At 64.4% G+C, this 26,882-nt stretch carries 22 protein-coding genes and 1 other RNA gene; 7 read left to right on the top strand and 16 right to left on the bottom strand.

The window, feature by feature from the left end:
• Window positions 1-396 precede the first annotated feature (396 nt).
• Window positions 397-1,953 carry an extracellular solute-binding protein gene (locus tag BLEFHOIH_RS10040; RefSeq protein ID WP_125461651.1) on the bottom strand — a complete coding sequence of 519 codons (1,557 nt, stop codon included), beginning with the start codon at window positions 1,951-1,953 and terminating at the stop codon, window positions 397-399.
• Between the two features lie 263 nt (window positions 1,954-2,216).
• Window positions 2,217-4,067 carry an AsmA family protein gene (locus tag BLEFHOIH_RS10035; RefSeq protein ID WP_088344946.1) on the bottom strand — a complete coding sequence of 617 codons (1,851 nt, stop codon included), beginning with the start codon at window positions 4,065-4,067 and terminating at the stop codon, window positions 2,217-2,219.
• Between the two features lie 138 nt (window positions 4,068-4,205).
• Here BLEFHOIH_RS10035 and BLEFHOIH_RS10030 point away from each other — a divergent pair, with 138 nt between their 5' ends.
• Window positions 4,206-6,167 (top strand): acetoacetate--CoA ligase, encoded by a 1,962-nt coding sequence (locus tag BLEFHOIH_RS10030; protein ID WP_088344944.1) that lies wholly within the window; start codon window positions 4,206-4,208, stop codon window positions 6,165-6,167.
• Window positions 6,168-6,170: 3 nt separating this feature from the next.
• Window positions 6,171-7,295: a M20 family metallopeptidase gene (locus tag BLEFHOIH_RS10025; RefSeq protein WP_245296954.1), complete on the top strand. Its 1,125-nt coding sequence runs from the start codon at window positions 6,171-6,173 to the stop codon at window positions 7,293-7,295.
• A gap of 494 nt (window positions 7,296-7,789) precedes the next feature.
• Here the strand turns inward: BLEFHOIH_RS10025 and BLEFHOIH_RS10020 are convergent, their stop codons facing one another.
• Window positions 7,790-8,503 carry a septal ring lytic transglycosylase RlpA family protein gene (locus BLEFHOIH_RS10020; protein ID WP_088344942.1) on the bottom strand — a complete coding sequence of 238 codons (714 nt, stop codon included), beginning with the start codon at window positions 8,501-8,503 and terminating at the stop codon, window positions 7,790-7,792.
• Between the two features lie 194 nt (window positions 8,504-8,697).
• Entirely contained in the window at window positions 8,698-9,753 is a 1,056-nt protein-coding gene (obgE, locus tag BLEFHOIH_RS10015; protein WP_088344940.1) for a GTPase ObgE, read from the bottom strand.
• A gap of 112 nt (window positions 9,754-9,865) precedes the next feature.
• On the opposite strand from obgE, the gene BLEFHOIH_RS10010 reads away from it, so the two are divergent.
• Both BLEFHOIH_RS10010 and ffs read left to right on the top strand, forming a co-directional pair.
• Window positions 9,866-10,642 carry a nicotianamine synthase family protein gene (locus BLEFHOIH_RS10010; protein ID WP_088344938.1) on the top strand — a complete coding sequence of 259 codons (777 nt, stop codon included), beginning with the start codon at window positions 9,866-9,868 and terminating at the stop codon, window positions 10,640-10,642.
• Window positions 10,643-10,715: 73 nt separating this feature from the next.
• Window positions 10,716-10,811, top strand: an RNA gene (ffs, locus tag BLEFHOIH_RS10005) — signal recognition particle sRNA small type.
• A gap of 27 nt (window positions 10,812-10,838) precedes the next feature.
• On the opposite strand, the gene BLEFHOIH_RS10000 is transcribed toward ffs, so the two are convergent.
• The 5 genes from BLEFHOIH_RS10000 to BLEFHOIH_RS09980 all read right to left on the bottom strand — a co-directional run bounded on the left by BLEFHOIH_RS10000 (window position 10,839) and on the right by BLEFHOIH_RS09980 (window position 19,317).
• Window positions 10,839-11,459, bottom strand: coding sequence for a LysE family transporter (locus tag BLEFHOIH_RS10000; RefSeq protein ID WP_088344936.1), 621 nt, complete (start codon window positions 11,457-11,459; stop codon window positions 10,839-10,841).
• Between the two features lie 161 nt (window positions 11,460-11,620).
• Window positions 11,621-11,836, bottom strand: coding sequence for a DUF433 domain-containing protein (locus BLEFHOIH_RS09995; protein WP_088345170.1), 216 nt, complete (start codon window positions 11,834-11,836; stop codon window positions 11,621-11,623).
• 170 nt (window positions 11,837-12,006) lie between these two features.
• Window positions 12,007-12,669 carry a peroxiredoxin gene (locus tag BLEFHOIH_RS09990; protein WP_088344934.1) on the bottom strand — a complete coding sequence of 221 codons (663 nt, stop codon included), beginning with the start codon at window positions 12,667-12,669 and terminating at the stop codon, window positions 12,007-12,009.
• Between the two features lie 420 nt (window positions 12,670-13,089).
• Window positions 13,090-16,563 carry an indolepyruvate ferredoxin oxidoreductase family protein gene (locus BLEFHOIH_RS09985; protein WP_088344932.1) on the bottom strand — a complete coding sequence of 1,158 codons (3,474 nt, stop codon included), beginning with the start codon at window positions 16,561-16,563 and terminating at the stop codon, window positions 13,090-13,092.
• A 330-nt stretch (window positions 16,564-16,893) separates the two neighbouring features.
• Window positions 16,894-19,317 carry a penicillin acylase family protein gene (locus BLEFHOIH_RS09980; RefSeq protein ID WP_170937094.1) on the bottom strand — a complete coding sequence of 808 codons (2,424 nt, stop codon included), beginning with the start codon at window positions 19,315-19,317 and terminating at the stop codon, window positions 16,894-16,896.
• A gap of 384 nt (window positions 19,318-19,701) precedes the next feature.
• On the opposite strand from BLEFHOIH_RS09980, the gene BLEFHOIH_RS09975 reads away from it, so the two are divergent.
• Window positions 19,702-19,977, top strand: a complete 276-nt coding sequence (locus BLEFHOIH_RS09975; protein WP_088344928.1) for a DUF1153 domain-containing protein — start codon at window positions 19,702-19,704, stop codon at window positions 19,975-19,977.
• A 116-nt stretch (window positions 19,978-20,093) separates the two neighbouring features.
• Window positions 20,094-20,570 (top strand): DUF488 domain-containing protein, encoded by a 477-nt coding sequence (locus BLEFHOIH_RS09970; RefSeq protein ID WP_210191682.1) that lies wholly within the window; start codon window positions 20,094-20,096, stop codon window positions 20,568-20,570.
• Window positions 20,571-20,696: 126 nt separating this feature from the next.
• Here BLEFHOIH_RS09970 and BLEFHOIH_RS09965 read toward each other — a convergent pair whose 3' ends face one another.
• From BLEFHOIH_RS09965 to BLEFHOIH_RS09950, 4 genes are all read right to left on the bottom strand, one after another.
• A complete protein-coding gene (locus BLEFHOIH_RS09965) occupies window positions 20,697-21,266 on the bottom strand; it encodes a hypothetical protein (RefSeq protein ID WP_125461649.1) in 570 nt (189 codons plus the stop codon).
• Between the two features lie 196 nt (window positions 21,267-21,462).
• Window positions 21,463-22,140, bottom strand: a complete 678-nt coding sequence (locus tag BLEFHOIH_RS09960; protein ID WP_125461648.1) for a hypothetical protein — start codon at window positions 22,138-22,140, stop codon at window positions 21,463-21,465.
• Window positions 22,141-22,233: 93 nt separating this feature from the next.
• Window positions 22,234-22,719, bottom strand: coding sequence for a YajQ family cyclic di-GMP-binding protein (locus BLEFHOIH_RS09955; RefSeq protein WP_088344922.1), 486 nt, complete (start codon window positions 22,717-22,719; stop codon window positions 22,234-22,236).
• A 114-nt stretch (window positions 22,720-22,833) separates the two neighbouring features.
• The gene (locus BLEFHOIH_RS09950) at window positions 22,834-23,256 is read right to left on the bottom strand and encodes a flagellar export protein FliJ (protein WP_088344920.1); all 423 of its coding nucleotides are present in this window, start codon (window positions 23,254-23,256) and stop codon (window positions 22,834-22,836) included.
• A gap of 678 nt (window positions 23,257-23,934) precedes the next feature.
• On the opposite strand from BLEFHOIH_RS09950, the gene BLEFHOIH_RS09945 reads away from it, so the two are divergent.
• A complete protein-coding gene (locus BLEFHOIH_RS09945) occupies window positions 23,935-24,633 on the top strand; it encodes a response regulator transcription factor CtrA (RefSeq protein WP_088344918.1) in 699 nt (232 codons plus the stop codon).
• 582 nt (window positions 24,634-25,215) lie between these two features.
• On the opposite strand, the gene BLEFHOIH_RS09940 is transcribed toward BLEFHOIH_RS09945, so the two are convergent.
• From BLEFHOIH_RS09940 to BLEFHOIH_RS09930, 3 genes are all read right to left on the bottom strand, one after another.
• Window positions 25,216-25,530 carry a hypothetical protein gene (locus BLEFHOIH_RS09940; protein ID WP_088344916.1) on the bottom strand — a complete coding sequence of 105 codons (315 nt, stop codon included), beginning with the start codon at window positions 25,528-25,530 and terminating at the stop codon, window positions 25,216-25,218.
• A gap of 122 nt (window positions 25,531-25,652) precedes the next feature.
• Entirely contained in the window at window positions 25,653-26,054 is a 402-nt protein-coding gene (locus BLEFHOIH_RS09935; protein WP_245296952.1) for a response regulator, read from the bottom strand.
• Between the two features lie 56 nt (window positions 26,055-26,110).
• Window positions 26,111-26,752, bottom strand: a complete 642-nt coding sequence (locus BLEFHOIH_RS09930) for a histidine phosphotransferase family protein (RefSeq protein ID WP_088344914.1) — start codon at window positions 26,750-26,752, stop codon at window positions 26,111-26,113.
• Window positions 26,753-26,882: the final 130 nt, after the last annotated feature.

Here is a 26,882-nt window from a genome sequence, read left to right as displayed (position 1 = left end):
ATTGTGCTTCGGACTTCCGCCAACCCCTTGTTGAGCGGGAATTTGCCCCAAGCGGGCGCCCAGCGCAATTGGAAGCAGGACGCCCGAATCGGATTTCTGGGCGGCCCTATATTGAATTATGGCGGTGGCTGCGGCGGCTTCGGCTAGGACCGATCAGTTACCTTGCCGGAGGCGCCGAACGCCCGTCATGCAAGCGCCGGCGATCCGCGATCGATTAGCCTTTGGCTTTTCAGACAAAAGTCAGGGGCGGAAAAAGGCAAGGGCCGCATCGCGCGGCCCTCGATCTTGGCACCCCTTAGCGAGGGCCCTATTTCGCCATGATTAAGGCAGCGCCAACGCCTTTGTGACGGAAATGCTACAAGGCAAGGGCTTCGCGCTTCGCCGTTTTCGCATGGATCATTGCGATGTCGGCGCCTCTTTCGGCGCGGCGGTCTGGCGCCCGGCGAGCCAGCCCTCGAAACGTGCCGTGAGCGCCGCCTCATTGGCACCCCACCAGCCGCCATCGAAGGCCAGCGCGCTCTTCAAATTGGGCTCATGCGTGGGCAGATAAGGCTTCATCTCGAGATCGAGCTCGGCGTGCTTGCCGACCAGCTTGACCGCCGAGCGCCGCGCCGGGCCATAGGGCATCCACCGGGTCTGATCGGCGAGCGGTCCGGGCGTGGTGGCGAAGCGGAGGAATTCCTTCGCCGCCTCCTGATGGGCCGCGCCGCGCGGGATGGCCCAATAGTCGAAGGCGTAGATCTGGTGATCCCAGAGGATTTCCAGCGGCTGCTGGCCGCCGACAATGGCCATGAAGGCGCGCCCGTTGAAGGCCAGCCCCATCGCGGCCTCTTTCTTGACGATACGGCCGAAAACGTCGGACGGCTTGTCCCACCAGAGGATGTCGTTCTTGATGGTGCTGAGCTTGGCGAAAGCGCGGTCCTGGCCCTCCGGCGCCGAGAGCACCTTATAAACTTCGCCCGGCTGGACGCCATCGGCCATCAGAGCCAATTCGAGCGAATAGCGCGGCTGTTTCGGCAGCAGGCGTTTGCCGGGAATCTTGCTGGTGTTGAAGAAATCCTCCAGCGTGGCCGGCTTGCGCTTCAGGGTCTTGTCGAACACGATGACGGCGGACCAGGCGACGCTGGCCAGCGCGCAGGGCTGGATAGCGCCGGGCAGGAAGTCCTCGGCGGCGGACGCGCCGTCGGGGGCGCTCTGCAGCAGGGACGCGTCGAGCGGTTCGAGCAGTTTCTCGGCGCAGGCGCGGGCGGCCGTCTCGCCGTCGATGTCGACCAGGCTCCATTCGGGCTTGGCGCCCTGCCCTTTCAGCACGTCATAGCTGCCATCATAGGTAACGGCGTTGATCTGATAGCCGAAACGGGCGGTGAAGGGCTCGAAATACGCCCGCTCCTGCGACTCGCCATAGGCGCCGCTCCAAGTGGCGATCTTCAGCGTGACGTCCTTGGGATTGAGCGGGGCGGGCGGCGGAGCGGCGGGCGCCGCGACGGCCGCTGCACCGGTTGGCGGTTCGGCTGGTTCGGGCTCGACCTGGACCTGGGCCGGTGCGGCGGGCTCCGGTTCGCTCTGGACCTGGGCTGGCGCCGCGGTTTCGGGTTCGCTCTCGGCCTGCGCGGGTGCCGCAGGTTCGACCAGGGGCGTGCCGGTGGACGGCTCGCTCTGAGCCTGGGCGGCGGGTTCGGCGGGCTCCGCATTCGCCGCGCCGGTCGCCGGTTCGGGATCGGTCAGATCCGGCTCGGGAGCGGCAGGCTCCGCAATGATGGCGGGCGCTGCGTCCAGCGGCGTCGCATTTTCGGCGGGAGCGGCGGTCACCGCAGGGTCGACGGCTTCGGCGGAAGGCGGCGCGGCGGCCGCGTCAGCCTCCGGCGGCGAGGTCTGCGCGCTCACCGGAAAACACAACAGCGCGGCTGCGGCGATCGTCAGCGCCAGCCCTGAAATATCCTGTGGTCTTCTCACCTTAACCGTCCTTCTGCCCTGGTCTATCCGCGCTTTGGCCGCCCACCCTAAAGCATTCTCCAGCGGAGTGGATATCGATTTACTGCCGCAAAATTCCCATGCCGGAAAGCCTTGAGCCTTGCCTGGTCGCGTACATTCGGAACGGCTCAAGCTCTAGCGCAAAAAACCCGGCCAATGCGACCGATTTCCTGCATTTCTCAACCAGGAATATTACTGAGCGTAAAACACACCAGTGGGTTGAGAATGTGGCGGCGCCAGCCGCTTTATTGGACGGCAAGCAGGTTTTTCACCATGCCCCAGGTGGTGCTGCCGTTGCCGCCGGCCCGGCTGGAGCGCTCGCTCGAGCGGATCGCGGGGCGCAGCCACGGCCCTTTGATCGAGAGGCTGCTTTCGGCGCCGGTCTGCTGGCGCGGCGCGTCGGCCGCCGCGTCATCGCCGGCATTCGGGCTGACGGTGAATTTCCAGTCCAGCGATTGGCGCGCCAGATCGACCTCGCCATTGCCGCGCACCACCGAATTGCGGTTGGACAGGCTGAGCTCGCTGCAGCGGATCTGGCCGGATTGCAGCGAGAGCTGAGCCCGCATCTCGTCGAAATCGGAGCGGGCGAAATCTAGGCCGGTCCAGCCATCGACACCGTCGGCGCCGGCCGAGCGGGCAAGTTGGGGAATGTCCAGCCGGATCTGGCCGCCGTCGGGAAAACCGAGCCGGGCGCTTCCGGTCGCGCTCGACAGAAGCTCGTCCGGGCTGCCGCCTTCGGCCTGGGCCTCGATATTGGCGTCGGCGCGGCCGTCCAGCCAGTCCCGCTGCGAGAGCGCCTGCAAAAGCTGGGCGGCCTCGACATTTTCCGCCGTCAATCGGGCACGGGCCATGGCGCGCGGACGGCTCAGGTCGAGCTCGACATGGCCCAGCATCGATCCCTCGAACAGTCCCAGTTCCGCGATCTCGACCGAAACCAGCCGCGCCTTGCGGGTCACGGTGAAGGCGGCGGAGCCGGAGGCGAGCGCGTCCCAGCGCACGCTCCTGGCGGAGATGCCCAAATCCATGTCGATCGATTTGGCAAGGCTCTCAGCCGGGGATTCGGGCGGTGAGGCCGGCGAGGGTTCGGCAAATCCGGCTTGCCAGATCGGGCGCAGATCGAGCGCTTCGAAGGCCAGCGAGCCCTCGAGACGGCGCGCGGTTCCGGCGGCGTCCTCTAGCGTCAGGGTCAGGTCGCCGCTGGCCTTTTCCGCCCCGAGCGACAGGGCGGCGGTTTGCAGGCTGAGCGTCGCCCCGCTGAAATCGAGCTTGCCCGCAATGCCGACCGCCTTCTGCAATTGCGGCGCCCCGTTCACCCCGATCCATTTCGCAAGCTCGGCCGCGTCCGGCGTGTTGCCGTTGACATCGCCCGAGGCGGTGCGCGACGGGCCGAGCTGCGCCTGTCCGTGGAAACTGGCGCTCAGCAGGCGGCTGGTCACGTCGAGCCGGATCGGCACCGCCGCATCGCCCGCATCCGGGGCGACCGCGCTGGTGACGAGGCGGCCATGCACACGCTCGCCGTTCCAGGCAAAGACGCCGTCCGCCGTAATCATGGCGTCGGATTTGCGGGTATAGACGCCGATCCCGGCGATCAGCAGGTCGCGGCGGGACGCATCGGGCGCGTCGATGAAGGTGATTCGGCAATTGGTCAGGCTGAAGGCGTCGAACGGGTTGCGGTATTGCGCGGTCAACAGGCTCCTCAGCGCGTCCGGCAAATCATCGGTGCCGAAGCCGACCGCATCGGCCTGGGCGTTGTAGATCTTGATCTTGTCGAAATCGAGCGTGCCGGTCAGCAGGTTGGTCCAGGCGATGCGGGCCATGACCCGTTCGGCCTTGAAGAGCTTGATGTTCGGAAGCCCTTTGAAACTGGCGATTTCGACGTCTTGGAGATTGACGGATAGCGAGAAGAAGCTTTCGATGGAAACGGGCCCTCCGATCGTCACCCGCGCCCCCGCCCAGTCGTTCAACTCAGCCAGGAGCCGCGCCTTGACCGGTTCGGCGTTGATCAGCGAAGGCAGGATCGCGACGAAAATCACCGAAGGCAGAAAAAGCCCAATGAGCGCCAGAAGGTAACCGAAAAAGGGGACTTTCAATCTCATACGCGCTCAATCATGATTTAGCCCGCTCAGGCGGGTCTTGGCACGACGGCCCCTGCCGGGGATCGCTGCAATGGGAGGGGACCGCCAGGGCGGTCCAGTCCGCTGCACATAGGCAGCGAACGTTGGGAGAGGCAAGACATGTTTGACGAAAAGCCATTATGGGTGCCTGGAGAAGATCGGATCGCGGCAAGCACGCTTACCGCCTTCATGCGCTATCTCTCCCGCCACTACGGTGCCTATATGGCGGATTCGCCCGACCTGCACGCCTTCTCCGTGCGGGCTCCAGAGGTATTTTGGCCCGCCTTGTGGGATTTTTGTGGCATCATCGGGGATAAGGGCGCGCCACCTTACATTTTGCATGCAGACAAGATGCCCGGCGCGCAGTTCTTCCCCGCCGCCCGCTTGAATTTTGCCGAAAATATGTTGGCCCGGCCCAATGGCGGCGACGCGCTGGTGTTCTGGAGCGAGGACAAGGTCAAGCGCCGGGTAAGCTGGGAGGAGCTAAACGGCCTCGTCTCGCGTTTCCAGCAATTCCTGACCGCGTATGGCATCGGCACCGGCGACCGGGTGGCGGCCATGCTGCCGAACATGCCGGAAGCCTTGGCGGCGATGCTGGCGGTGACCTCGCTCGGCGCGATCTGGTCGTCCTGCTCGCCCGATTTCGGCGTCCAGGGCGCGCTCGACCGTTTCGGCCAGATCGAGCCGAAACTGTTCATCTCCTGCGACGGCTATCATTATGGCGGCAAGGAGATCCGCACCGCCGAGAAAGTCCGCGACATCGCCGCCGGGCTGCCCGGCGAGCCGCTGACCGTGATCGTGCCACTGCTCGGCGAGGTGGACGCGGCGGCGGCGACGGTCGGCAATGCGGTGAGTTTCGAGGCGGCCCTTGCGCCCTACGCGGCGGGCGCCATCGAATATCGCCGCCTGCCCTTCCAGCACCCTCTCTATATACTCTTCTCCTCCGGCACGACGGGGGTGCCGAAATGCATCGTGCATTCGGCGGGCGGCATCCTCTTGCAGCATTTGAAGGAGCACCAGCTCCATTGCGGCATCAAGCCGGGCGACAAGCTGTTCTACTTCACCACGCTCGGCTGGATGATGTGGAACTGGACTGTGACCGGCCTCGCCAGCGGCGCGACGCTCCTGCTCTATGACGGATCGCCCTTCCATCCCGGCCCGGAAATCCTCTTCGACTATGCCGACGCCGAGGGTATGAATATCTTCGGCACGTCGGCAAAATATATCGACGCGCTGAAGAAGGCCGAGGCCCGCCCGCGCGACACCCACCGCCTCAACAGCGTGCGCATGATGACCTCGACCGGCTCGCCGCTGGTCGCGGAAGGCTTCGACTATGTCTATGACGCGATCAAGCCGGACATCCAGCTCGCCTCGGTCTCCGGGGGCACCGATCTTTGCGCCTGCCTGGTGCTCGGCAACCCGAACCTGCCGGTCTGGCGCGGCGAGATCCAGGGGCCGGCTTTCGGCCTCGCGGTCGATGTGTTCAGCCCGGACGGCAAGCCGATGGCCAGCGGCAAGGGCGAACTCGTCTGCACCCGGCCGTTTCCGTCGATGCCGGTCGGCTTCTGGAACGATCCGGGCGACCAGAAATATCACGACGCCTATTTCGCCCGCTTCGAGAACATCTGGCACCATGGCGACTTCGCCGAATGGACGCCGCATGGCGGCATCATCATCCATGGCCGCTCGGACGCGACGCTCAATCCAGGCGGCGTGCGCATCGGCACGGCGGAGATCTACCGGCAGGTGGAGAAGCTGGAAGAGGTGCGCGAGTCGATCGTGATCGGGCAGGACTGGGACAATGACGTGCGCGTGGTGCTGTTCGTGGTGCTGCGCGACGGGCTCGAACTGGACGACGCGCTGATGCAGAAGATCAAGCTGCAGATCCGTAATGGCGCGACGCCCCGTCATGTGCCGGCCAAGATCATCCAGGTGCCGGACATTCCGCGCACCAAATCGGGCAAGATCACCGAAATCGCCGTGCGCGATCTCGTGCATGGGCGCGAGATCAAGAACAAGGAGGCGCTGTCCAATCCGGAGGCGCTGGATTTCTATCGCGGCATAGCCGAGTTGAGAACCTGAGGCATGATGATCGACCCTATCGAACTGACGCGCGAGCTGATCCGCTTCAACACCATCAATCCGCCCGGCAACGAGACGCCCTGCGCGGAGCATATTGGCGGCATTCTGGAGCGCGCCGGTTTTTCGATCGCCTATCATCCGATGGAGGACGGCCGCGCCAATCTGATCGCGCGCATCGGCGGCGTCGCGGGCAAGAAGCCGCTCTGCATGTCCGGCCATACCGACGTGGTGCCGCTCGGCGCCGCGCCCTGGAGCGTCGCGCCCTTCGCCGCCGACATTGCCGACGGCAAGATTTTCGGGCGCGGCTCGACCGATATGAAAGGCGGCGTCGCGGCGATCGTCGCGGCGGCGGTGGAGCTGGCGCCGCGGCTCGAAGGCACGCCGGGTCTCGTGCTGGTCATCACCGCCGGCGAGGAGCGCGGCTGCCAGGGGGCCAATTTCCTGGTCCAGCAACCGGGCGTGCTCGGCGAGGCCGGCGCACTGCTGGTGGCGGAGCCGACCTCGAACCGTCCGCTCAACGGGCATAAGGGCGTGCTTTGGATCGAGGGCCGCGCGACGGGTGTCACCGCGCATGGATCCACGCCGGAGCATGGCGTGAACGCGGTCTATAAGGCCGCGCGGGTAATCGGCAGGCTGGAAGGGCTGAAGCTGGAGGACGGCCGCGTGCTGAAGGGCGGCTTGCCGACCCTGAATGTCGGCTGGTTCCATGGCGGCATGAACATCAATTCCATTCCCGACGAGGCCAAATTCGGCCTCGACATCCGCATGGTGCCGGGCCTCACCGACACCGAGGTGCTGGCACAGCTCGCCGAGATCGGCGGCAAGGATGTCGCCTTCACGCGGCAGGGTTATTCCGAGCCGGTCTTCACCGAGCCGAGCGATCCGTGGATCGCCAGCGTGCATGAGGTGATGGCCGAGATCACCGGCGAGCGTCACGCTCCCGGCATCGCCACCTATTTCACCGACGCCGCCGCGCTGACCAAGGCTTACGGCAATCCGCCAACGATCATCCTCGGTCCGGGCGAGGCCGAGATGGCCCATCAGACCGACGAGTTCTGCTACATCCGCCGCATCGAGGAAGCCACTGCCGGCTTCACAGAGATCGCGAAGCGCTGGTGCGGGGTTTAACGGCCGGCCGAGCCGGCCGGCTTAGCGCATCCGCGCCGACAAAGATCCGCAGCTTAGACTACTCCGCGAGTGCGTCTTCTTCTCGTCGTCCCGGACACCGCGAAGCGGCGAGCCGGGATCCACTCGCCGATCCGCGAGCACCGTGCCAAGCAAAAGGCTAGTGGGCCCCGGCTCTTACGGCCGGGGCGACGGATGAGAGATCGCCTCAGCAAAAATCTCCGCGAACGCCGGGGGTCCAGTGCTCCATCGTGCAATCGGCATGCAGAAATCCGATTGCACTCCGATGAATACTGGATCCCCGCCCTCGCGGAGATTTGGCTGTGCTTGGACAGAGGCGGACAGCCGCCGGGTCCTGCGCACCTCCCTCTCCCAATCTTCAAATTATGTGGAGCGCCATCGTCAAATCTCGGCAACGGCGCTCCTGCCGGGCGATGCGTGGAAGGATTTCCGCGCAGGGCTCGTCGTAGCTCAGCTCATTTTTTGGAAAAATCGGCTCAGAAGCGGTCCGTGCCGGGCCAGGAGCCCATCTGGAACGCGTTACGCTGGGCGCGCTGCTGATAGCGGACCTGGCGGTACTGGCCGTCGAAGCGCTGCGAGCGCTTGGCCGAGCGGACGCGGTGATGCTTGCGGACGACCCGGCCATTGCCGAGTTCGTCGTCATAGCGGGCGCTGGTCTGCGTCGTGCGGTAGACGGCGCGAGCAACGCGGACGTTGCGCCGCTCGGCGCGGGCAACACGGACATTGCGCCGCTCGGCGCGGGCGACGCGGACATTGCGGCGCTCGGCCCGGGCAACGCGCTTGCGGACCTGAGCCGCCGCGACGCGGCGCGGCCGGGCTTCGTTGGAGGCGTAGGTTTCGCCGCGTCCGAGCACGCTGATGCAGACCGAGGCGAGACCGTCCATGCCGAGGACGTTCTTGGCGCCGCGCGACAGGTCGATGATGCGGCCGCCGATGAACGGGCCGCGGTCATTGATGCGGACGACGACCGTCCGGCCGGTGCGCTGATTGCGGACCTGAACCTTGGTGCCGAAGGGAAGCGTCCGATGCGCGGCGGTGATGCCGTCCGGATTGTACCGCTCGCCCGTCGCCGTCCGTGCGCCTTCATGGTACCACGACGCCGTGCCGCATTGGGCATAGGCCGCAGTCTGAGACACGCACACACCAGCGAACGCAATGGCACACACGCGGAACGATTTATTGCTGAACATCGCAACCTTTCCTTGTTGGTCGGGAAGGGCGACGGTAGACGGGGGAAATGAGGCAGGATTGAGAATGTATTAACGCATGGCTGCCATGCAAAATTTGCATGAGTAATCCGCAGTCGGTGCCGTGAAGTGTCTGCTTATGGGAAAATACGGAGGTCGTTGATTTTCAGAAATTTTCTGTCAACGTACTGTAATTATTAGCTGATTGGCGACCATTGGGCACCGTTTCCGGCCTCGGACTCCGTATCATCCTGATCCGCTCCCGCCGGTGCCTTGAGAATCGATGCAATACGTCGAAGGGCGATTTCCACATGAAATTTAGTTACGGCGGAAATCAGGATCGGCTTCTTTCGGGCTGCCTTTTTTAGCGCTTCGGCCTGCGCGGCGGCACGTTCCGGGGGCACGGTATCGCATTTCGACAGGGCGACGATCTCGCGTTTCTTGTCCAATCCGGCGCCATAGGCCCGGATCTCGCGGCGCACGATTTTATAGGCTTCGGCAACGTCCTCCTCATTCACATCGACCAGATGCAGGATCACCCGGCAGCGCTCGATATGGCCCAGGAACCGGTCGCCGATGCCGACGCCTTCATGCGCGCCTTCGATGAGGCCGGGGATGTCGGCCAGCACGAAATCGACATCGTCGATGCGCACCACCCCGAGCTCGGGATAGAGCGTCGTGAACGGGTAATCGGCGATCTTGGGACGCGCCGCGCTGACCGAAGCCAGGAAGGTCGATTTGCCGGCATTGGGCTTGCCGACGATGCCGGCGTCCGCAATCAGCTTCATGCGCAGCCAGATCGTCATCTCCTGGCCTTCGAGGCCGGGATTGGCGCGTCGCGGCGCCTGATTGGTCGAGGTCTTGAAACGCGCATTGCCGAAGCCGCCATTGCCGCCCACGGCGAGCAGCACGCGCTGGCCCGGCTCGGTCAGGTCGGCAATCATGGTCTCATTGTCTTCGGCGAAGATCTGGGTCCCCGGCGGCACTTTCAGCGTGACGTCATCGCCGCCGCGCCCGGTACGGTTGGAGCCCTCGCCATGGCCGCCGCGCTTGGCCTTGTAGTGCTGCTGGTAGCGGAAATCGATCAAGGTGTTCAGATTGGCCACGCATTCGGCCCAGACGTCGCCGCCGCGGCCGCCATCGCCGCCATTCGGCCCGCCGAACTCGATAAATTTCTCACGCCGGAAGGCAACGCAACCATTCCCCCCATCACCGGAGCGGATGTAGACTTTGGCTTGGTCGAGGAATTTCATGGAATGCAACGCTTCGGGGAAAAAGGGGTTCGGGCCGCCATTGGCAGCTGCAACCTTATTACATTTGCGGTAAATGCGCGAACTTCACGCGACGCGATAGAGCGAGATTCGGATGATCGAGGCTGACGCCATACATTTCCTGAAAACCACCCATTGCAGACTGGCTCGTCAGCAAGACTTATCCCCAAACAATTCCGAGGTAAACCACTGCTTTGGCGCGCTGGTCAGCAAGCTCAAGCAATGGCATATGGACGGCTTCGGCGGCGACCTGCTCAACCATCCCGACCTCGCCGAAGCGGCGCGCGACCTGCCGCGCATCTGCGCCAGGGCCGAATATGAGATGGAGAAATTCTGGTCGCAGAAGATCATCGATTCCAAAGCCCCGAACGCGACGCTGGCGAGCTTCCCCTATTATAATGATTACGACAAGCTGGTCACCGACGAGGTCGCCCTGCTCGGGTGCAGTCCGCGCCAGGTGCTGTTCCTCGGCAGCGGCCCGCTGCCCCTCAGCGCCCTGGTCGTCGCCAAGCGGCACCCGGACGCCAATATCGTCTGCATCGAGCGGGACGAGGCCGCCTGCCAGCTTTGCCGGACGATCGTCGATCTGTTCGACCTCGATGCGCGCATCAGCGTCGTCAATTCGGACGCCAATACCTATAATTCGGACAGCGTCGATCTCATCGTATGCGCGGCGCTGATCGAGGATTTCAATATTTTCGACTCTATTCTTGCCTCGCGCGCGGAATATATCCTCGCGCGGGAGGGCGACGGCGTCGTCGAATTCTTTTACCGGCGTCATTGCCAGCCGAATTCCCTGTTCTGTCTGGCGACGACGCTCAATTCCAGCGAGAATAAGCTGGTGACGTCGAAACTATACCGGAAATGTTGAGGCCCGGCGCGAGCCGCCGATGCGCGCGCAAACGGGCTTGCGCGGCGGCGCGATTGGCCCGATATAGAAAGCGGAAGGTTGGCGGCAGACGAGTTGCTCGCCAATCGGGTCAGGTCCGGAAGGAAGCAGCCCTAACGAATCCGACTCGGGTTGTCTGCCGGCCTTCCACCCAATCCCCCACAGCGCAAAATTCCGGTCACCGGCTCGCCGTCGCGAGCGCCGCGCCAAACGCGATGAACAGCGTGCCGAGCGCGCGGCGCACGGTGGTGATGCGCTTCTCCGACGACAGGAAGCGCCGAATCTTGCCGCCCGCGAATGCCAGCATCAGATGGTTGGCGAAACACATCGCGGCATAGGTTAGCGACATGATGACGGCTTGCGCGAATAGTGGCTCGGCGCGGTCGATGAAGGGCGGGAACAGCGCCGCCATCAGCACCAGCGCCTTCGGGTTGGTGATCGAGAGGAAGAAGGCCTGCCGGAAGAGTTTGGCCCGGCTCATCACGGGGACGACGTCGCCGGGCAGCGAGATTGCCTTGCCGTCGATCCACAGCTTGATGCCGAGATAGGCGAGATAGGCCGCGCCGATGATCTTGATGATGGTGAAGGCGGCGGCGGAGACTTCGAGGATGGCGGCGAGGCCGAAGGCGATGAACAGGCCGAGTGCAGTGAGGCCGATCGAATTGCCGAGCGCGGAATAGAACGTCGCCTGCGGGCCGTAGCGCAGCGCGTTTGAGATTGCCAGCAGCATGCCCGGCCCCGGGCTGAGCACAGGCAGGATCGCGACCGCCATGAACAGCAGCCATGTCTTGATGAGCATTTGGGTTTTTCGCCTCCCAGCAGGCAAAGATAGGGCAGCCGCCGCGCCCCGAGCTGCGCGTTTCGCTCATGGCTTGTATGCGGCAGGGCGAGGGCCGAAGCGCTGGCGGCACAGCTACTGTGTATGCTTGCGACTCGCTCCGATGATCAATTGCAGAAGCCTCACGCCAGCAGGGCGCGGCGCTGGCTCCTAGCGGCAAATGCCAGGGCCGCCTGGATGTCTTCCTCGACCAGTTCCGGAAAATCGGCCAGGATCTCCTGGTGGCTCATGCCTGCTGCAAGATAATCGAGCACGTCGGCCACGGTGATCCGCATCCCGCGAATGCAGGGTTGCCCGCCGCGCTTCCCGGTTTCGATGGTGATGCGATCAAAATCGATGGAGGTCCGCTCGTTTATCTCATGTCCTGTGCGCCTAGACAAGCTGTGTACCTCACATTGTCCCAGTCAAGATAAGCACTCGCCACGAGGATCCCAAACAATCAATAAAAAAGACCCAGACCGCATCACCCGGTCTGGGTCCCAATTTGCCCAGGCAGTAGAAACCGGCGTCAGTTCTTCGGCGGATTGACCAGCCGGATATAGGGCTTTGGCTGCTTCCAGCCTTGCGGGAACTTGCCCTTGGCTTCCTCGTCGGAGACGGCGGCGGTGATGATGACGTCGTCGCCCTGTTTCCAGTTGGCGGGCGTCGCAACCTTGTGCTTGGCGGTGAGCTGCAGCGAGTCGATCACGCGCAGGATCTCATCGAAATTGCGGCCCGTGGTCATCGGATAGGTGAGGATCAGCTTGATGGTCTTGTCCGGCGCGATGACGAAGACATTGCGAACGGTGGCGTTGTCGGCCGGGGTGCGGCCTTGCGAGGTCTCGCCCGCGCCGGCCGGCAGCATCTCGTAGAGCTTGGCGATCTTCAGGTTCGGGTCGCCGATCAGCGGGTAGTTCGGCGCAAAGCCAGTCACGTCGCGAATGTCGTCGGCCCAGCGGTTGTGGTCCTCGACCGGATCGACGCTGAGGCCGAGGATCTTGACGTTGCGGCGATCGAACTCGCTTTTCAGCCCGGCCATGGTGCCCAGCTCGGTGGTGCAGACCGGGGTGAAGTTTTTTGGATGCGAAAACAGTACGCCCCAGCTATCACCGAGCCATTCATGAAAATGAATATGTCCTTGGGTCGTGTCCGCTTCGAAATCGGGCGCGACCTGACCGAGTTGCAGAGCCATTATGTGCCTCCGTGCGATGCCCTTTGGGCTGTAATCGGGGTCGAAATATAGAAAACCATTCCTCCTTACGCAAGCAACCTTCGTGGCAGAGCGAATATATTTTCGTTACAGCGGCAATATCGGGATCAAAAATTTAATTCAAGCTAGCTGCGCGCTGAATTCAGTTTCGGGGCCAGCTTAAAACCAGATGCAGCAGGGCAAAGCGGCGACGCGTTCTGGTCGCCCCTCGCTAAAGCGGATCGGCTGTGTTGGATTCGGTCGGCGCCGTCATCCTTGATGGGCCTGCCGTAACGCGGCTGGATTCCCGCCTTCGCGGGAATGACAAAAGAGGATGCGTCGCGCCCAGCGTTCCGACTAAATGCACCCGCTCAAAAGGCTGCTCTTACATCCTGCATTTTCTCACACGCGGTCGGGGGCCGCTCAGGCTGCCCGCCGGTTTACCGGCTGCGGACCATGCAGCGCATCGCGCAGTTCCCGCTGGCGGAGTCTCGCCTTCTCGATCGCCGCCGCCTTCACCGGGCCGTAGCCGCGGATCTGCTCCGGCACCGAGGCCAGCGCCGTCGCGGCGGCCAGCGTCTCGGGGCGCAGGAGCTGGGCGATCTCGTCCAGCATCGCCTCGTAATCGGCAATGAGCTGGCGCTCCTGGCGGCGCTCGGCATTGTAGCCGAAGACGTCCCAGCGGCTGCCGCGCAGGCCCTTCATCCGCGCCAGCAGGCGGAAGCCGGTCATCATCCAGCCGCCGAAGCGCAGTTTGCGCGGCCGCCCGGTCTCGGGGTCGGGCTTCGAAAACAAGGGCGGCGCGAGGTGGAACTCCAGCTTGTAATCGCCCTCGAATTCGCGCGCGAGCTGGCGTTGGAAGGAGCCGTCCGTATAGAGCCGGGCGACCTCATACTCATCCTTATAGGCCATCAGCTTGAACAGGTTCTTTGCCACCGCAAGTGTCAGCGCCTCGCTGCCGGGCGCAAGCTTTGCCTCGCGGGCGCGGATCGCCTCGACGCGGGAGCGGTAGAGCTCGGCATAGGCGGCGTCCTGATAGGCGGTGAGGAACCGGACGCGGCGTGCGATGGCCTCGTCCAGCGTGCGAGACAGGCTTTCGCCTTCGATGGGCTTGGCGCGCTTTGCGACCAGTGCCGCAATCGGCGCTTCGTCGATGGCGAGCAGGCGGCCCCAGCGGAAGGCCTGCTGGTTGGCCCCGATGGCGACGCCGTTCAGCTGGATCGCCTCGTTGATGGCCTCGGCGGAAAGAGGCAAGAGGCCCTTCTGATAGGCAAAGCCGAGCAGGAGGATGTTGGCCATCGCCTTGTCGCCGGTCAGCGCGGCGGCGTAGCTCTGCGCGTCGATGAAATTGCAGGCGCCCGCCCCTGCCCTGTCCTCCAGCGCGCGGCGAAGCGCGACGGCGGGGAGCGAAAAGTCGGGCGTGCGGGTGAAGTCGCCGGTCATGGTCTCGTGCGGGCTGGCGACGATGCGCGTCCGTCCGGCGCGCACCACGCTGAGCACCTTGCCCGATCCCGCCACCAGCAGGTCGCCGCCGACCACCAGATCGGCCCCGGCCGAAGAGGCGCGGATGGCGTTGATGTCCTCCGGGCGCTCGGCGATGCGCACATGCACGGCAACCGGGCCGCCCTTCTGCGCGAGGCCCGACATATCGATGATGCCGGCGCCCTTGCCTTCCAGATGCGCGGCCATGCCGAGCACCGCGCCGACCGTCACCACGCCGGTGCCGCCGACGCCCGTCATCACCATGGAATAGGGACGGTCGAGCGAGGGCATGGCGGGTTCGGCCGGATCGGCGAAGGCGGCCGCGTCCGGGCCGCTCTGCCGCTCGGCTTTGCGCCGCTGACCGCCATGCACGGTGACGAAGCTCGGGCAAAAGCCTTTTATGCAGGAGAAATCCTTGTTGCAGGCGTCCTGGTCGATGGCGCGCTTGCGGCCGAACTCGGTCTCAACCGGCTCGATGGCGACGCAGTTGGACTGCACGCCGCAATCGCCGCAGCCCTCGCAGACCAGCTCGTTGATGAGCACGCGCTTGTCGGGATTGGGGAACGTCCCGCGCTTGCGGCGGCGGCGCTTTTCGGCGGCGCAGGTCTGGTCGTAGATCAGCGCGGTGACGCCGGCGGTCTCGGAGAGCGAGCGCTGCACCGGGTCGATGTCGTCGCGATGGGCGATGGCCGCGCCCGCCGGGAACTGCCCGGCGGAATATTTTTCGGGCTGGTCGGAGACGATGGCGATGCGCTTGACGCCTTCCGCCGCCAGCGCGTGCGCCATCTGCGAGACGGTCATGGCGCCGTCGAGCGCCTGCCCGCCGGTCATGGCGACGGCGTCGTTATAGAGCAGCTTCACCGTCATGTTGACGCCGGAGGCGACGGCGGCGCGCACGGCGAGGCTGCCGGAATGGATGAAGGTGCCGTCGCCGATATTCTGGAAGACGTGGCGGCGGGTCGAGAAGGGCGCCTCGCCGATCCAGTTGGCGCCCTCACCGCCCATGTGGGTGAAGCCCTCGGTGGCGCGGTCCATCCACTGCACCATGTAATGGCAGCCGATGCCGGCATAGGCGCGGGCGCCCTCGGGCACGACGGTGGAGGAATTATGCGGGCAGCCCGCGCAGAAATAGGGGATGCGCTCGGCGACCGACTGCGCCGCGCGGGCATGGCGGTCGGCGGCCTCGAGTTCCTCGATCTTGGACGCCATGGCGGCGGCGTGCCCCTGCACGGCGATGCGGCGGGCGAGCGCCAGCGCGATCTGCACCGGCTCCAGCGCGCCTTTGGCGGGCAGCAGCCAGTCGCCCTTCTCGTCGCGCTTGCCTATGATGGCGGGCGCATTGGCGAGGCCGTAAAGCTGCTCCTTGAGCTGGGTCTCGATCAGCGCGCGCTTCTCCTCGACCACCATGATGAGGTCGAGCCCTTCGGCGAAGCGGCGGATGCCCTCCGGCTCGACCGGCCATGTCATGGCGAGCTTATAGAGCCGCAAGCCGTAATTGGCGGCGGTGACTTCGTCGATGCCGAGGAAATCCAGCGCCTCGGCGACGTCCTGATAGCTCTTGCCGGTGGTGACGATGCCGATTTTCGGCGCCCGCCCGCCGGACAGCACCATGCGGTCGAGCTTGTTGGCGCGCAGGAAGGCGAGCACGGCGGGGAGCTTATGGTCGTGCAGGCGCGCTTCCTTGGCGAGCGCGGTGTCGTTGACGCGCAGGTTGAGTCCGCCCGGCGGCATCGGGAAATCGGAGGGGATGACCGGATTGACGCGCCCGGCGCGGCCGTCGATGATTGCGGTCTGCTCGATATTGTCCTTCACGCATTTCAGCCCGACCCAGACGCCGGCAAAGCGGGAGAGAGCAATGCCATAAAGACCGTAATCGAGGATTTCCTGCACATTGGCCGGGTTCAAGACCGGCATCATGGCGTCGACGAAGGCGAATTCGGATTGATGCGCGGAGGTTGAGGACTCGCAGGTGTGGTCGTCGCCCATCAGCGCCAGCACGCCGCCATTCCGCGAGGTCCCCGCATGATTCGCATGGCGGAAGACATCGCCGGAGCGGTCGACGCCCGGCCCCTTGCCGTACCAGATGCCGAATACCCCGTCATAGGCGCCCTCGCCACGCAATTCGGCCTGCTGCGCACCCCACAGCGCGGTCGCCGCGAGATCTTCGTTGAGGCCGGGCTGGAAGACGATGTTGTGCGGCTTGGTGTATTTCGCCGCGCGTAAAAAGGTCTGGTCGACGCCGCCGAGCGGGGAGCCGCGATAGCCGGTGACATAGCCTGCCGTGTTGAGCCCGCGCGCGGCATCGGCGGCCTGCTGCATCATGGCGAGGCGGACGATGGTCTGCGTGCCGGAGATGTAGACGCGCTCGGCGGCGAGATCGAACTTGTCGTCGATACCGACCTTGGCAAGGGTCATGCGGCGCCCCTTTGGCGGATTGAGACTTGATCCTTAGTATATGGCAATCCAGGGAGAAGTCTCACCCGCTTGTTGCGGGGGGCCCGGGACGTGGTGCGCGGGACGGTCGGTGCGGGACTTCTGCATCTTTGCGCTGCGGCACTCTCTCCCGTCGTCCCGGACACCGCGAAGCGGTGAGCCGGGACCCAATGGCGGAACCGCGAGCGCTGCTGCAAGAGGAGAGGCAAGCAGGCCGGGCTCTGACGGCCGGGGCGACGAATATGCGCATAGTGCGGAGCGCAAGCGGTCGGGCGGGGCGCTACAGCCGATCCGCCACGACCCGCGCGTCATCTAAGGCCGGAAGATCAGCGTGCCGCTATTCGCCTTGCTCAGCTCATCCTCGGTCAAATTCAGCCTTATGCTTTCGCCGGCCTTATACAGGGCGAGCTGATCCGCATAGAAGCGCGATAGCGGATGGCCGCTCTGGCCGGTGGCGATGATGAAGCGCGAACGGCTGGGGTCGGCGAGGTCGTAGACGCCGCGGAAGCCGGCGCCGGAGCGCCGGACCAGCGGATGGTTGTCCTCCGGCTTGCCGAGGCCGCCGCCGCGATTGACCGAATAGAAGCCGCCATCGCTCGGGAAGGAGACGCCGAACAGCGCCCGGAAGCCGGGGACGTTGTCCAGCACCTGGTTCTCCATCTCGGCGACATGCTCGTCGCCCCAGCGCCAGTCGCTGACATCGGTGCCATATTCGTCGGTGAGTTCAGCGAGCGTCTGCTTGAAGGCGCTCTTGACCGCCAGCATGCAATCGGCGCCCGCCTCCTCGGCATCGCAAAAGCCGGCCGGATCGCGCAGGATCGAGACGACGACGGAGGCGTTGAGGCCGCCGACCGAGGGCGCGATCGAATCGAGGCTGGCATCGAGCAAATCCTCATTCATGCGCCGCAGCCACCAGTCGAGGATCAGCGGCTCGGGCCGGTCGCGACTGGCGGTGAAGTCCCAGCTCCGCAGCAGGTCGAGGGCCTGCCGCTCCTGCGGCGTCTCCGGCTGCAGCTTCAGCAGGAACGGCACCAGATCGCGCGCATGCGCCGCCTGGATGTCCATCTGGATCGAGGACATGCTGGCCAGATCGTGGCGCGGCTTGGCGCTCAGCCGCTCCAGGATGCGGATCGCCCGGTAGCCGGCGGCCTGGTCGCGGCCGAACCAATAGGGGTAGTCGCTATCGACCACGGGATTGTTGGCGTTGACGATGGCACCGGCGGGCGGATTGAAGAGCTGCGGCCAGCCCTCGAATGGGATCATGCCGGTCCAATCCGAGGCGCCGCTGCCGCCCTCCGCCGGATAGCGGCCGTCGCCGGTCTTGCGGATCGGCACGGCGCCGGCATTGACGAAGCCGATATTGCCGGCCCGGTCGGCATAGACGATGTTCTGCGCCGGCGCCGTGTAGAGTTGCAGCGCGGCCATGAACTCATCCTTGGTCTTGGCCAGATTGATGCGGTAGAACGCCTCGGCGGTGCGGTCGGCGGTGCTGAAGCCGGTCCAGGCGAGGCTGATCAGCGTGCCGTCGGCGCCGAGACCCTGCGCATCGGCGATCGCGTCCGAGATCACCGGCCCGTGCCGCGTCTCGCGCCGGTTCAGCTCGACATCGCCCGCGCCCTTCACCTTGATGACGATGCGCTCGGAGCGGATCGATTGCGGCCCGTCCGGTGTCTGGTAGGTGCCGGCGCGGTCGGGCGTCTCGGTCTCGACGAACAGGTCCTGCGTGTCGCTGTCGGTCGTGGTGCTGCCCCAGGCGATGTGCTCGTTCTGGCCGAGCAGCACGATGGGCGTGCCGGGCGCGGTCGCGCCGGTGATGGTGATCTCGGGGGTGGTGATCCGCGCCAGATACCAAAGGATCGGGATGTTCAGCTCGAGATGCGGGTCGTTGGCGAGCAGCGGCTTGTCGGTGATGCTGCGGGCGCCGCTGATGACCCACTCATTCGAGGCGCCCGCTCCGACGCTCGGCAGCGCCAGCAGCCTGTCGAGCATGGCGTCGCTGGCCTTGGCGAAGCGCGGCCCGCTCGCGCCGAACACCGCGCCGCGCGTCACGGCGCTGCTCAATTCCGGCTTCAGCGTCACCGGCGATTCGGGAAGTTTCGGCGGGTACATGCGCTCGGCGCGCTCAAGGCCGACGCGGGCCGCGAGGCGCGCGCGCGAGGCGTCCTGCCGCCAGTTGGCGCTGAGCTTCCAGGCCATGGCCTTGCCCCAGACCAGCGAATCCTCCGGCCGCCAAGGCTCCGGCTTGAAGCCGAGCACGGTGTATTCGACCGGCAGCGCCTGCCCGCTCTCGGCGAGCCAACTGTTTACGCCGTCCGCATAGGCTTGCAGATACGCCTTCACGTCCGGGGCCAGCGCGGCGTAGGAGGCGCGGCCGCTGCCGGCGAGATCGAGCGTGCGGTAGAGCCGGTCGAGCGACAGGCCGCGCGGGCCGATGATTTCGGCGAGCCGTCCCTCGCTCACCCGGCGGGTGATGTCCATCTGGAAAAAGCGGTCCTGGCTATGCAGATAGCCGAGCGCGCGGGCCGCGTCGGGCAGGGATTTGGCGAAGATATGCGGCACCCCGTGGCGGTCGCGGACGACGCGGACATCGGCGCCGAGGCCCTTGAGCTGCACGTCACCGGCAAGTTTGGGAAGGGCGCGGCTCCACCAGACATAGCCTGCGCCCGCGCCGATCACCGGAATCGCGATCAACAGCGCCACAAGCCAAATCACGATCCGCCGGGCTCGTCCGCTCATATGCATCTCCTTGAATCTCTGCTCGCGCGGCAGTATGGCAGCCAAATGCGGCAAACGACATGGGTGATTTTGATACGGTGGATATGCGCTGGAGGGTGAAATTTTGGGTTACAAACGTCATCTCCAAGTCAAATTTTCGCGCCGGCGTTCGAAGGCGATACAGTGCAATGGCAACATACAAATAAATCTTCTAGACGGATGCTCAATCGTTACAGAGCCTAAGCTTCGATAGATTGGATATTTCCCTCATAACGTGCAATTATTTCAGACATTCGCGCTGCGGTTTCAAGTTTCTATGTTTTATTAACTTTGCGAATTAAACCAACATTAAGCGAGGCGGCGTAAATTGGCGAGGTCGAGGTCAAGTCGTTTGTAGAGAGTCCGATGACCGAACAGTTCAGACTGCGCGTAAAATATGTGATGGGGCCGGATGGCAGCCCGCTGACCATTGCCGATCTGCCCCCGGTCACCACCAAGAGATGGGTCATCCGCCGCAAGGCCGAAGTCGTGGCCGCCGTTCGGGGCGGGTTGCTCAGTCTCAGCGACGCCTGCAACCGCTACCGTCTGACGGTGGACGAATTTCTGAGCTGGCAGCGCTCGATCGACCGGCACGGCCTGCCCGGCCTGCGCGCCACCCGCGTCCAGGACTACCGCGCTTAATCCTTCGAATCCCGGGGATAAGGCGGGGATCGGCGACGGGACGCCGGCGCGCTCTCATTTACACAAACCGCTGTTGCCGCTAGCCTCGCGCAAGCTCGGGACTGGCGGAGTGTGCAGTGGCACTGCCGAAGATTTGCACCATCGGCTATGAAGGCGCGGCGATCGAGGATCTGATCGCGACGCTGAAAAGCGCGGGCGTGACCCGGCTTTTGGACGTGCGCGAGGCGCCCTATTCGCGCCGCGAGGAATTCACCACCGACACGCTCGCCGCCGCCCTCGCCGATTTCGGCATCGCCTATACGCATCTGCGCGCTTTGGGCAACCCGCCGCCTGGCCGCGAAGCCGCGCGCGCCGGCCACGCGGCCGCCTTCCGTGAGATCTTCGCCGCGCATCTGGACGGCCCCGAGGCGCGCCGGGCGCTGGCTTTTGCGGCGGCGGAGACGGTGTGTCTGCTGTGCCTGGAGAAGGCCGCCTCGCACTGCCATCGCGGCATGGTCGCGGCCCGCATGCACGCCCTGTCCGGCCAGGAAATCGTCAACCTGAAGGTTCAGGCGAAGCAGCCGCATCCGGCGCAGAGCGCGTTCGATTTCTAGGCGGCTCGCAGGGCTCTTCCACGCAACGCTTGCGAACGCGAAACCGGCCTTCCGCCGGGGCGCAGGCGACTTACTGAGTTGCTGCGGAATCGCGCGCTCAGCTTCCGCCGGACCGCTTTGCTCCCCCTACCGGATCGACGATCCGGGGCTCGGCTCCTGGCTGCCGGACCAGCCGCTGGCGGAGGTCTGCACCGCGCCGGCCGAACTCGTCTGCGGGCTGAGCGCCGGCACCGACGCGTAACCGCCGCGAGCCTTCGGCTCCTCGCATTCGCCCCGGCCGAAGATCCAGGTCTCGACATCGCGCTTCAGACGCGCCGCCAGCTCGACCGGAAAGGACTGGTTGCGCGTCGAAATCAGCGTGTTGTCGTTGAAGGGATAGAACTGCACGATGAAAATCTGCGCCTGCGGACCCTGGCCCGAGCTGATCGTGACCTGCTGCAAGGGGGTCAGGCCGTCGCCCGTCTCCAGGGTCGCGGGGGTGGTGTCGTATTGGTAGCCGCTCAGCAAGGGCGAGGCGCCGCTGAACCAGCAGACCTTCATCTGCTCGGTGAAGGATTTCTGCACGGCTTCGGGCGTGCCGAAGGAAAGGCGTTGGGGTTCGGCGCCCTCGATGCGGGAGAGGACGGGGTCTTTCTTCGCGCAGCCAGCCGCAAGCATCACGAGCAGGCACGCCGTGCCTATCGATGCCTTACGCAATGGCCACTCCCATCCCCCGCAACAATCCCCGGCCGCTGAACTATCAGGCGAAATTGTCAAAATTGGAGCGGCTGCCGCCGGCGCCGGAGGCACCCGCCCGAACTGCAAGGCTCTGAAAACGGAGGCAACGGTGATCTGCATTCTTATGATTTTAATCTGGAAAATTCGCGGGACGCTTGCGCTGCCGGCAGGCCTGTCAGCATTCCGGCTTGCCCTTCGCCCAGCGGGCGAGGTCGGCCTTGAAATCACTGTCCATCTTGGCGTCGAGCCGTCGGTTCTCGGCGCGCACGGTCGAGCCGCCGCCGATGTCGCTGCTGATCTGGATGCGGAAGGCGAGCGGACCGCGCCGGCCTTCCTCGTCCTTCTTGAAAATGATGATGGTGGCGTCCTTGTCGCCCGGCGCGACGTCGGCGTGGAAACCATGATCGGGCAGCTTTGTTACGCCCGGCTTCAGCCAGCAGGCGCGGATCTGCTGGGCGAGCACGCTGTAGACGCCGACCGGATCCTGCTCCCATTGCACCGAATCCGGTGCATAGGCGGCGGGGGCGGCGAAAATCTTCACATCGCCAAGGCTCGGCAGCGACAGCCCGGCCGTTTTCTTGGACGCATCCTCGGGGGCCGCGGTCTGGGCGGGCGCCGGCGATGCCTTCGCCGCCGTGGCGGCCCCGGGTTTGCGCCGCCGCTGCTCGCGATCGGGCACGGGCGGCGCATTGGCGACATCGACGCCCTTATCCGCCGCGATCGCCGCCGCCTCCTGGGATTTGGCCTCGTCGGCACCATCGTCGAGCAGCGCCATTTTCGGCAAGCCGCCAGCGGTGCAGGCGTTCAGCCCGGCAGCCAGCATCACCCCCAATAGCGTTGCCATCGCGCGCATGAAAAACCCCCAACCGTCTCCATGGTGGCCGAGCGCAGGCCCATCCAATAGATTGGCCCGGCGCATGCGCTGCCCTGGAGCGGGTTTCGTGATCTAGTCCCTGAAATTTTCGAACTGCAGCGGCATTTCGATATCCAGGGTCTTGACGAAGGCGATGACCTCCTGGAGGTCGTCGCGCTTCTTGCCCGTTACGCGCAGTTCGTCCCCCTGAATGGCGACCTGCACCTTCATTTTGGAATTTTTTATATCCTTGACGATGCGTTTGGCCAATTCCTTGTCGATGCCGGTCTTGATCTGGACCGTCTGCCGCACCGACTGGCCGGCCGCCTTCTCGACGGTTTTGTAGTCGAGCACGCCGGGCTCGATCTTGCGCTTGGCCAGATGGCCCTGCAGCAGCTCATGCATCTGCTTGAGTTTGAGATCATCATCGGCATGGATGACGATCTCGAGATCCTTGCGCTCGATCCGGCTTTTGGAGCCTTTGAAGTCATAGCGCGTGGTGATCTCGCGCGCCATATTCTGGAGGGCGTTGTCGACCTCGGCCAGATCGGTCTGCGAGACAATATCGAATGAGGGCACGACTCGAACTCCTTGCGTCAGCCCTAGTGTTGGAATTTTTAGGGCCGGCGCAAGAAAATCCGCCGGTCTGTTCACAAGGCCGGCGGCGGGTTTGGGCGGTGTCGGCGGTCGCGCTTAGCTGCCGAGCGTCCGGTTGGCGAGGGTTTGCATCAGGCCGAGCGGCACGGCGAGCGCGTGCGGACCGGCATGGCTGCGGTCGTGCTCGATCAGGCTGCGCTCCTCGACCAGTTCCGATTTTTTTAGCTCTTCATTCGATTCGGCCAGTTCCGCGCGGGCCTCGGCAAGCTTGGCTTCGAGATCGCCGATCGAGGCCAGAAGATTGTCGCGCCTCTGCCGGGCGGCCTTGGCATAGGTCGGATAGGCGAAGTGATTGACGTCGCGGATGTTACAGGCCTCCTCCTCGACGCGGATCTGGTGGCTGAGGTCGTCGGCCATGCGCCTGAAGTCGACGATCATCATCTCGATCTCGGCGATCTTCTGCTGCTTTTCGTTGACCTCGAATCGGCGCAGTTTCAGCAATGTGTCGTTGGATTTCATCGCGTGCACAAGCTCCCGCCGCCGTTGGCGGCGAGCACTCCTCTCTGGTGGCGATGTCACAATCGGCAAGTCATGCGGCATCGCGGATTGGCCCAGAAGAATGATGCTCGCGAGACATTAAGCGGTGGTAAACCACAAGCGGTGCGTTGCGGCCACAGCGCCAATCCTTCTGATATAAAACCGGTGCGCAACCTATGGATGCGTCACAAATTCTGCTAATTTTCGTTTGCGGGTGATTCGGACGGCGGCAAGCGCCGGCCGTTGACGGAAGGCGCGGCAAAACCGGAAGTTTCCGGCCCATGCTGCGTGGACGACGAAGGCAAGCAGCATTTTTCGAGCTGTTACGGCCAAATCCATGGCATGCGGGCTTTATTCGCTTCGGCAACGCGAGTATGATTTGCGTGCGCCGGATTCCATCCGCCATGCCCGCGTTCTGTCATGGTCTTGCGTATCATGAGTCTCAGCCGAATCGGACCGCGTTTTCCGCGTTATGCACGCTAAGCGTGTAGTAGGTATGAGTACCCAGGGCCGTCCGGCCCCATCCAAACTCCCGGAGTTCAGTCTTTTGTTAACCTGTTCCGTTTACTTTTGACTTCAAATTAACCCTGCCCAATCGCGTGCTGCAAGCGATGCGAGGCGATCCGGCTCGCTGGGCTTCGATCTATAAGAGGAAAGAGGATGAGGGTATTGCTTATCGAGGACGACCGGGCGACGGCCCAAAGCATCGAATTGATGCTTCAGTCCGATGGCTTCAATGTCTTCACCACCGATTTGGGCGAAGAGGGCGTGGATCTCGGCAAGATCTACGATTACGACATTATCCTTCTCGACCTGAACTTGCCCGACATCAGCGGTTACGAAGTGCTTCGTACGCTGCGCGTCAGCAAGGTAAAGACGCCCATCCTGATCCTTTCCGGCATGGCCGGCACGGAAGACAAGGTGCGCGGCCTCGGCTTCGGCGCCGACGACTACATGACCAAGCCCTTTCACAAAGACGAGCTGGTGGCGCGCATTCACGCCATCGTGCGCCGCGCCAAGGGCCATGCGCAGTCGGTGATCAACACCGGCGGCCTCGTCGTCAATCTCGACACCAAGACGGTCGAAGTCGGCGACGAGCGGGTGCATCTGACCGGCAAGGAATATCAGATGCTTGAGCTGCTTTCCCTCCGTAAGGGTACGACCTTGACCAAGGAGATGTTCCTCAATCATCTCTATGGCGGCATCGACGAACCCGAGCTGAAGATCATCGACGTTTTCATCTGCAAGCTGCGCAAGAAGCTGGCGATGGCGACCGGCGGCGATCACTACATCGAAACCGTATGGGGACGCGGCTATGTGCTGCGGGACCCTAAGGATCATTCCTCGGCCGCCGCTTAGCGCTTCCCGCTTCCGGCACCGATCAAACACGCTGCCGCCGGTCCCGGCGGCATTGCAGAGCGCGGAAGCATGGGGTTTCCGTGGTCACTGCGACCGGCAGGGCTGGCCGGATCTATTTGCAGTCGCGCCTGATATTTCACGATCGAAGGTTTTCGCCCGCACCCATGTCAGATGCGGGCCTGCGTTGAGCTTATGCGCCGACGCTAGAATACACGCCCTGTGCCATGCTGCCGTGACGGTTGCGGTGCTGCTTCGCTTGCGCCTGGAGCCATTGCTGAAGCCTGCGTCGAACGCCTTGCCCGGAGCTGTCCTGTGCGGAGAGCGGGCGCGTTCGAGGCTCGCCGCAAGGGGCGCGGCCTCATGTGGCGCCCCTTGGGCAAGTGCTCTATCGCCGTCGGCCCAGATAGCAGCGCCATCATGGCCACCGGCAGGAGGAGGCACAGGCGCGGGTTTATTTTCCATGCAAGGCGAGAGGGCGCAGGAGCCCGGCCCGATGGGACCGGGACAAAACGCCCGCCCTCTGGCTGGAGCATGGCTTTGCAAAGACGAGTCCCGCGCCCGTCGGGTTTCGCGGACCGCGTCTTACGCGGGCCGTTGGCCGGCCATCGCATTCTTGACCATCGCCACCACGGCCGTGAGCACCGGTCCGCCGACGCCGCCCGCGATCACCTGCGTCAGCAGCGTGCCGAAATCCAGCCCGGCCGTCGTGCCGAGGGCGGTCGCGCCGCCGGTCATCATGGCGCCGGCGAGGCTGCCGCCACCCAAACCGCCGAGCGCGCCGATGATGGTATTGCCCAGCGGGCCGAGATCGAGCTTGCGAACCGCGTTCGCCAGCACATTGGCGCCGCCGGCTCCCGCGACGAGTTGAATGATGAGATTGATAATGGTCGCAGTCATCGTCTGTCCTCCACCGTCAAGGCCGCATCGGGGACAGCTTAGGCGCGAGGTGCAAATGAAGCGTCGCGCGCTTCGTTAGGATTTTGCTGGAAAGCGCGCGAAGGGCGGCAAGCGGGACGGCGTTAAGCCGTCAGCCCAAGCTTTTCGAATTTCGCGGTGAGGATCGAGCGGTCGAAGGGCTTGATGACATATTCATGCGCGCCGGCCTCGATGGCGCGGGCGATGCGGGAGGGGTCGCGGTCGGCGGTGCAGAAGATGATCTTGGTCTGGCCGGCGAGAGCCCGGTCCTTCAGCGCCTGCAGGAACTCGAAGCCGTCGAGATAATCCATCGACCCGTCGAGCAGCACCGCGTCGGGCGTGCGCTGGTGGCATTTGATCAAGGCGTCCTGGCCGTTCTCGGCTTCGGCCACGTGGAAGCGCAGGTCCCGCAGGATCGAGGCGGCGGCCCGGCGGATGACGGCGCTGTTGTCCGCGACGAGACACAGTTTCCGGGGCGAGAAGCGGGAAATGAAATGACGCAGCACGGGAAAGGCTCCGGACGGGGACCCGTGGAAGAATCTTCTCCCGGATCCTTCAAGTTTTAGCGAATCGACTTGGCTTGAAACACAATATCCGTGCCGTCTTTCCGCACGGTTAACGCCAGGCGCGACGCTTGGGCCATGCGCGAGGCGTAATAGCCGACGATGGAGCGCGGATCGACATCGGCCGGGCGGCCGGCGAACATGTCCTCGATGCCCTCCGGGATGCGCGCGCCGCGCCCCGAACAGCGGATCTCGAAATTGGGCGCCTCGGCATTGCCGGTGACGTTGACCTTGAGGTCGCCGCCGGCGGGGATCGCGGTCATGGCGACCGTGACCAGCGTCAAAAGCACCCGCACCTTGGTCTTCTCCAGGCCGCCGGCAAAGGTCTTCCAATGCAGCTTGTGCTTGCCCTCCTCGACGAAGCCGCGCACGACGCTGCCGGCATGGGCGAGATCGACGTCGCTGCCCAGCGCCGAGGAGGCGCCGAAGGCGAGCCGCGCATATTCGAGCCGCGCCCGCGCCACCGAGGCGCTGAACTGGATCAGCTCGAAGGCGTAGGCGCGCGTCTCCTCGTCGGTTTCCTCCTCGAGCAGCTCCAGACCGTTGCTGATGGCGCCGACCGGACCGACCAGATCATGGCAAATCTTGCTCGACATGAAAGCCGCAAGATGTAGATCGTCGAGAACCGCAGCTTCCGACATGAGAGCCCCCTGGCGTATCGCTGGTCGTTGTGATTGCACGCGGCTACAATAGCGTTATGTCGGGCCGCTGATAGCCATGTTGCCCCAAGATCGCTACTGCTTTGCTCGGATTCAGCATAACAAACTGTTA

It is taken from the genome of Rhodomicrobium sp. R_RK_3, assembly GCF_002198715.1.
Classification (GTDB): Bacteria; Pseudomonadota; Alphaproteobacteria; order Rhizobiales; family Rhodomicrobiaceae; genus R-RK-3.
The sequence above is the reverse complement of the archived record's forward strand: the minus strand, read 5'-3'. Positions and strand labels throughout refer to the sequence as shown.

Bases quoted from the DNA above. Each gene is read 5' to 3' on its own strand.
- BLEFHOIH_RS10035 (WP_088344946.1), bottom strand. From the start codon at position 4,067: ATGAGATTGAAAGTCCCCTTTTTCGGTTACCTTCTGGCGCTCATTGGG.
- BLEFHOIH_RS10030 (WP_088344944.1), top strand. From the start codon at position 4,206: ATGTTTGACGAAAAGCCATTATGGGTGCCTGGAGAAGATCGGATCGCG.
- BLEFHOIH_RS10025 (WP_245296954.1), top strand. From the start codon at position 6,171: ATGATGATCGACCCTATCGAACTGACGCGCGAGCTGATCCGCTTCAAC.
- BLEFHOIH_RS10020 (WP_088344942.1), bottom strand. From the start codon at position 8,503: ATGTTCAGCAATAAATCGTTCCGCGTGTGTGCCATTGCGTTCGCTGGT.
- obgE (WP_088344940.1), bottom strand. From the start codon at position 9,753: ATGAAATTCCTCGACCAAGCCAAAGTCTACATCCGCTCCGGTGATGGG.
- BLEFHOIH_RS10010 (WP_088344938.1), top strand. From the start codon at position 9,866: ATGATCGAGGCTGACGCCATACATTTCCTGAAAACCACCCATTGCAGA.
- BLEFHOIH_RS10000 (WP_088344936.1), bottom strand. From the start codon at position 11,459: ATGCTCATCAAGACATGGCTGCTGTTCATGGCGGTCGCGATCCTGCCT.
- BLEFHOIH_RS09990 (WP_088344934.1), bottom strand. From the start codon at position 12,669: ATGGCTCTGCAACTCGGTCAGGTCGCGCCCGATTTCGAAGCGGACACG.
- BLEFHOIH_RS09985 (WP_088344932.1), bottom strand. From the start codon at position 16,563: ATGACCCTTGCCAAGGTCGGTATCGACGACAAGTTCGATCTCGCCGCC.
- BLEFHOIH_RS09980 (WP_170937094.1), bottom strand. From the start codon at position 19,317: ATGAGCGGACGAGCCCGGCGGATCGTGATTTGGCTTGTGGCGCTGTTG.
- BLEFHOIH_RS09975 (WP_088344928.1), top strand. From the start codon at position 19,702: ATGACCGAACAGTTCAGACTGCGCGTAAAATATGTGATGGGGCCGGAT.
- BLEFHOIH_RS09960 (WP_125461648.1), bottom strand. From the start codon at position 22,140: ATGCGCGCGATGGCAACGCTATTGGGGGTGATGCTGGCTGCCGGGCTG.
- BLEFHOIH_RS09950 (WP_088344920.1), bottom strand. From the start codon at position 23,256: ATGAAATCCAACGACACATTGCTGAAACTGCGCCGATTCGAGGTCAAC.
- BLEFHOIH_RS09945 (WP_088344918.1), top strand. From the start codon at position 23,935: ATGAGGGTATTGCTTATCGAGGACGACCGGGCGACGGCCCAAAGCATC.
- BLEFHOIH_RS09940 (WP_088344916.1), bottom strand. From the start codon at position 25,530: ATGACTGCGACCATTATCAATCTCATCATTCAACTCGTCGCGGGAGCC.
- BLEFHOIH_RS09930 (WP_088344914.1), bottom strand. From the start codon at position 26,752: ATGTCGGAAGCTGCGGTTCTCGACGATCTACATCTTGCGGCTTTCATG.